Source organism: Faecalibacterium sp., assembly GCF_052358865.1.
GTDB classification, from domain to species: domain Bacteria; phylum Bacillota; class Clostridia; order Oscillospirales; family Ruminococcaceae; genus Faecalibacterium; species Faecalibacterium butyricigenerans.
The window spans coordinates 1-5,225 of the sequence record NZ_DAWCVJ010000116.1; the positions used below are offsets into that span (position 1 = coordinate 1).

6 protein-coding genes are annotated in these 5,225 nt (G+C 62.8%); 2 read left to right on the forward strand and 4 right to left on the reverse strand.

The genetic code is table 11. The features are described 5' to 3' along the window. The 4 genes from ACT8X9_RS12690 to ACT8X9_RS12705 form a co-directional block, all read right to left on the reverse strand. Window positions 1–53: DUF378 domain-containing protein (locus ACT8X9_RS12690; RefSeq protein WP_444269235.1), on the reverse strand; the 53-nt coding region annotated here is incomplete at its 3' end. A 290-nt stretch (window positions 54–343) separates the two neighbouring features. Then, window positions 344–1,225, reverse strand: a complete 882-nt coding sequence (gene ispE / locus ACT8X9_RS12695; protein WP_444269233.1) for a 4-(cytidine 5'-diphospho)-2-C-methyl-D-erythritol kinase — start codon at window positions 1,223–1,225, stop codon at window positions 344–346. A gap of 14 nt (window positions 1,226–1,239) precedes the next feature. Further along, window positions 1,240–2,412, reverse strand: coding sequence for an aminotransferase class I/II-fold pyridoxal phosphate-dependent enzyme (locus ACT8X9_RS12700; protein WP_227619878.1), 1,173 nt, complete (start codon window positions 2,410–2,412; stop codon window positions 1,240–1,242). Then, window positions 2,412–2,891, reverse strand: a complete 480-nt coding sequence (locus ACT8X9_RS12705; RefSeq protein ID WP_015563659.1) for an Lrp/AsnC family transcriptional regulator — start codon at window positions 2,889–2,891, stop codon at window positions 2,412–2,414. Before ACT8X9_RS12705 ends, ACT8X9_RS12700 begins: the two co-directional genes overlap by 1 nt. A gap of 502 nt (window positions 2,892–3,393) precedes the next feature. Between ACT8X9_RS12705 and ACT8X9_RS12710 the strand changes: the two genes are divergently transcribed. Together ACT8X9_RS12710 and ACT8X9_RS12715 are read left to right on the forward strand one after the other, a co-directional pair. Beyond that, complete coding sequence (locus ACT8X9_RS12710) at window positions 3,394–3,663, forward strand: ACT domain-containing protein (protein ID WP_249234394.1); 270 nt, start codon at window positions 3,394–3,396, stop codon at window positions 3,661–3,663. Window positions 3,664–3,675: 12 nt separating this feature from the next. Continuing rightward, on the forward strand, window positions 3,676–5,043 hold the full coding sequence (locus ACT8X9_RS12715; protein WP_444269234.1) for a PFL family protein: 1,368 nt from the start codon (window positions 3,676–3,678) through the stop codon (window positions 5,041–5,043). The last annotated feature ends 182 nt before the right edge of the window (window positions 5,044–5,225 follow it).

Sequence of the window (5,225 nt, forward strand, 5' to 3'; positions counted from 1 at the left end):
AAATCGAACTGGAACAGGCCCACCAGCCCCCAGTTGATGCCCCCGACGATCATCAGGACGAGACAGATTTTGTAAAAGCTCTGCACAAAAAGGCCCTCCCTTCCTGCGGGCAGTATGCCCAAAGGGAGGGAGGGTTATGCATTTGGGGAGGCGAAGGACAGCTTGACCGATACGACGAGAACCGCAAAGCCTAAAAAGGAAAGCCCCCTTGGAGTTCACGGCTCCTTGGGGGCTTTTCCATTGGGGGTTAGGCCAATGGAGTATTCACATTCCTGAATCTATTATATGCCATCCCGCCCAAAAGTCAAGCACGGCATAAAAAATTCACAGATGCATCGTACTGTCAGCGCCGTCTCACCGGCTGCACCTCCGCCCCTCCCCTTACGGGCTGGGCGGTATAGACCTCCGGCCAGCGGGGGCGGAGGTCGGCGGCAGCAGCAAGGGCCTCGCCCTCGGTGCGGAAGACGCCAAAGACCGCTGCGCCGCTGCCGGTCATGAGGGCAGTGACAGCGCCGTTTTCCCGCAGGGCGTTCTTGATGGCCTCATTGTCCTTCGCACCGCTGCATTCCTCGAGGGCATTGCCTGCGGCGGCACAGACTCCGTCGAGGTCCTCGGCCCGGATGGCAGCCTCCTGCGCGGCGCAGTCGGGGTGGACGCTGCTGCCCACCCGGTCATAGGCCGCAAATGCCTCAGGGGTGGAGACGCCGTAGTCGGGCATGACCACCGTGAACCAGCACTCCGGCAGGGGCGGCAAGGGCTTGAGCACATCGCCGAGGCCCTGCACCCGGCAGGTGCCGCCCATGAGGGCGAAGGGCACGTCCGCGCCGATGGACGCTCCCAGCGCGCACAGCTCGCTCATGGACAGCCGCGCACCGTACAGCTCATTCAGGCCCACCAGCACGGCGGCAGCGTCGGCGCTGCCGCCTGCCATGCCAGCCCGGACAGGCACGTTTTTATAGATGGTGATGTCGGCCCCCGCCAGCAGGCCCGTGTAGTGAAAAAAGGCCAGCGCCGCCTTGATGGCGGTGTTGCCGGGACCTGCCTTGACCTTGCTGCCCGGGAGGGTCAGGTCGAGGTAGGGGCTGCGGCGGATGACCACCCGCTCATACAGCGAGATGGCCTGCATGGTCATGTCCAGCGCGTGGTAGCCCCCGGGCAGGATACCCACCACATCCAGCGCCAGATTCAGCTTGGCCGGAGCCAGCACCGTCACACTGCTGCGCATCGTCTGTTCCCTCCTCACTTGCCGTTCTCGCTCAGAAACTCCCGGATGCGGCGGAGGGCCTCCATCAGGTGCTCCACGCTGTAGGCGTAGGACACCCGGGCATACCCCTCGCCGGACGCACCAAAGGCGTTGCCCGGGATGATGGCGACGTGCTTCTGCTCCAGAAGCTTGGTGCAGAACTCCTCGCTGGTCATGCCGCTGGACTTGATGCAGGGGAAGGCATAGAATGCGCCCCGAGGCTCAAAGCAGCTCAGGCCCATGTCATTGAAGCTCTTGACCACGAGGCGGCGGCGCATATTGTACTCGTTGCGCATCCGCTCGATCTCGCCGTCGCAGTCCTTGAGGGCCGTGATGGCGGCATACTGGCTGGTGGTGGGGGCGCTCATGATGGCGCTCTGATGAATTTTCGTCATAATTTTGATGATGGGCGCGGGGCCGCAGGCGTAGCCCAGCCGCCAGCCCGTCATAGCGTAAGTCTTGGAGAAGCCGTTGACCACCACCGTCCGCTCGGCCATGCCGGGCAGGGTGGCGATGGAGACATGGTTCTGGAGACCGTAGTTCAGCTCAGCATAGATCTCATCCGACAGCACCATGATGTCGGTGCCCCGCAGCACCTCGGCGATGGCCTCAAGGTCTGCCCGCTCCATCACTGCGCCGGTGGGGTTGTTGGGGAAAGGCATGATGAGGAGCTTGGTGCGCGGGGTGATGGCGGCTTTCAGGGCGTCGGCCCGGAGGCGGAACTCGTCCTCCTGACGGCAGGCCACGTGCACCGGCACGCCGCCGGAGAGGGTCGTGATCGGCTCATAGCAGACGAAGCACGGCTCGGGGATGATGACCTCATCGCCGGGCTGTACCAGTGTGCGGATACACATATCAATGGCTTCGCTGCCGCCCACGGTGACGAGGACTTCCTTGGCCGGGTCGTATTTCAGGCCCATCCGGCGGTCGAGGTAGCGGGCGATCTCGGCCCGCAGCTCCTTCAGACCGGCGTTGGAGGTATAGCGGGTGCGGCCATGCTCGAGGCTCTCGATGCCGGCCTCCCGGACGGCCCACGGGGTCTTGAAGTCCGGCTCGCCGACGCCGAGGCTGATGCACTCGGGCATCTCGGCGGCAAGGTCGAAAAATTTGCGGATGCCGGAGGGCCGCATGGCGGCGGCGGCAGGCGCGATCAGTCTATCATAATCCATCACAGCACCGTGCACTCTCTTTCATCGATTTCTTCGTCCTGATACAGACGGCCCTCTTTCTTGTAGGTGCGGAGCACGAAGTGGGTAGCTGTGGACAGCACATCGTCCAGCGGGGACAGACGCTTTGCCACGAAGAGAGCGATCTCCTGAAAGGTCTGGCCCTTGATGACCAGCTGCAGGTCGTAGCCGCCGCTCATCAGCAGCACGCTCTCCACCTCGTCGAAGGAGGCGATAGTGGCTGCGATCTCGTCGAAGCCCCGGCTCTTTTTGGGGCTGACGTTCAGTTCGATGACGGCCTCCACCCGGTTCACCCCGGCCTTCTCCCAGTCCACGAGGGTCTTGTAGCCCTTGATGATGCCCTGCGCCCGGGCAAGGTCGATCATCGCCGCCACCTCGGCGGGGGATTTGTTCAGCATAGCCGCGATGTCCTCCACCGACATCCGGGCGTTGTCCTCAAGGATCTTCAGAAGCTGTTCCATAGTCGTTTCTCCTTTGTTCAGCCTGTGGCGATATTTCTATCAGTATAACACACCAGCGGGCGGTTTGCACCCGGTTTTTGCAGTTTCCCGCCCCATTCCGCCCGCAATAGACACTCTTTTGCCCTTCTTCCCTGCTCTTTTTTCCAAAAAGAGTGTTCATTTTTCGTGAAATCTGCTATACTGGAGTTGCCCTCTCAGTCACGCCGCAGGCGTGACAGCTCCCCCAAAGGGGGAGCCATTGGCAGGCCGGACAGCTTTGAGCTGGACGCTTAGGTGTAATATGACGCAAAAGAGCGGGCCTTGCTACAGAGGGCGGCGGCTTCGAAATAAGCGCACCTTGTCTAGTTGCCGTCAATTCAGGTAGCAGGGCACTACCGTTCCCGAAATATTGCGCTTCGTTCGTCCAGCGTGAACCTGTCCGACTCGCCAGTGGCTCTCCCTATGGGAGAGCTGGCGCGAAGCGCCTGAGAGGGCTACAACATCACAACAAAGGGGTAGAACTATGAAAGCATTCATTACCGTCATCGGCCACGACACCGTGGGCGTCGTCGCCCGCGTCTCGGGCCTGTGCAGCGAGCTGAACATCAACATCGAAGACGTCACCCAGAGCATCCTGCAGGGTATGTTCGCCATGATCATGCTGGTGGACATCACCAAGTGCAATGTCTCCCACGAGGAGCTGCACCAGAAGATGAATGTTCTCGCCGCCGAGATGGGGATGCAGATCAATCTCACCCGTCAGGAAGTTTTTGACGCGATGCATACCATCTGAGGAGATACGAATATGAACATGATGAACACCGGCGACATCCTCGAGACCATCGAGATGTTCACGCAGGACAATCTGGACGTGCGCACCGTCACCATGGGCATCAGCCTGTTGGACTGCATCGACCCGGACCCCAAAAAGGCCTGCGAAAAGATCTACAATAAGATCACCACCCGTGCCGCCCGGCTCGTGCCCGCTGTGGAGCACATCAGCGCCGAGTACGGCATCCCCATCATCAACAAGCGCATCAGCGTCACCCCCATCGCCATGCTGCTGGGTGCCTGCCCGGACGCTGACCCGGTGGACTTTGCCAAGACCCTCGACGCCGCCGGTAAGAAGGTCGGCGTCAACTTTGTGGGCGGCTACACTGCCCTCGTCCACAAAGGCTTCTCGGCGGGCGACCTGCGCCTCATCGAGTCCATCCCCCGTGCCCTCGCCGAGACGGACATCGTCTGCAGCTCGGTGAACATCGGCGCGACCAAAGCGGGCCTGAACATGGACGCCGTGAAGCTGATGGGCGAGGCCGTCAAGAAGGCCAGCGAGCTGACCGCCGACCGTCAGTGCATCGGCGCAGCAAAGCTCGTCGTCTTCTGCAATGCACCCGAGGACAACCCCTTCATGGCGGGCGCGTTCCACGGCCCCGGCGAGCCGGACTGCGAGATCCATGTGGGCGTCTCCGGCCCGGGCGCAGTCCGCGCCGCGCTGGCCCGCCTGCCCAAGGATGCCCCCATCGATCAGGTGGCCGAGCTGGTGAAGCGGACGGCCTTCAAGATCACCCGCGTGGGCCAGCTGGTGGCCAACCTTGCCTCCAAGGAGCTGGGCGTGCCCGCCGGCATCATCGACCTGTCGCTGGCCCCCACCCCCGCCGTGGGCGACAGCGTGGCCAACATCCTCGAGGAGATGGGGCTTGAGACCTGCGGCTGCTGCGGCACCACCGCCTGCCTCGCCCTGCTGAACGACGCCGTCAAGAAGGGCGGCGTCATGGCCTCCAACCATGTCGGCGGCCTGTCGGGTGCCTTCATCCCCGTCAGCGAGGACGACGGCATGATCCACGCCGCCGAGTCCGGCTGTCTGACCATCGAGAAGCTGGAGGCCATGACGGCTGTCTGCTCGGTGGGCATCGACATGGTCATCATCCCCGGCGACACCACCCCCGCCGTCATCAGCGCCCTCATCGCCGACGAAGCCGCCATCGGCATGGTCAATACCAAGACCACCGCCGTCCGCGTCATCCCGGCCATCGGCCGGAAGGCGGGCGAGGTGCTGGACTTCGGCGGCCTGTTGGGCTACGGGCCGATCATGCCCGTCAACCAGCGCGACCCCTCCGTCTTCATCAACCGCGGCGGCCGCCTTCCTGCACCCATGCAGTCGCTGAAGAACTAACGTATAAATCCCCCAAAACCAGCCCATCCTCTGGATAAAACTTCCAGAGGAGGCTGGTTTTTATGTTATCACGCCGGGAGATGGGGGCGCTGTGCGCCGCCCTGCTGCTCTGCTTTTTGCTGTCGCAGGGGGCGGGCTGGGCGAAGGGGCAGCTGGACGCCGCCGACGCCCTCGCTGCCGAC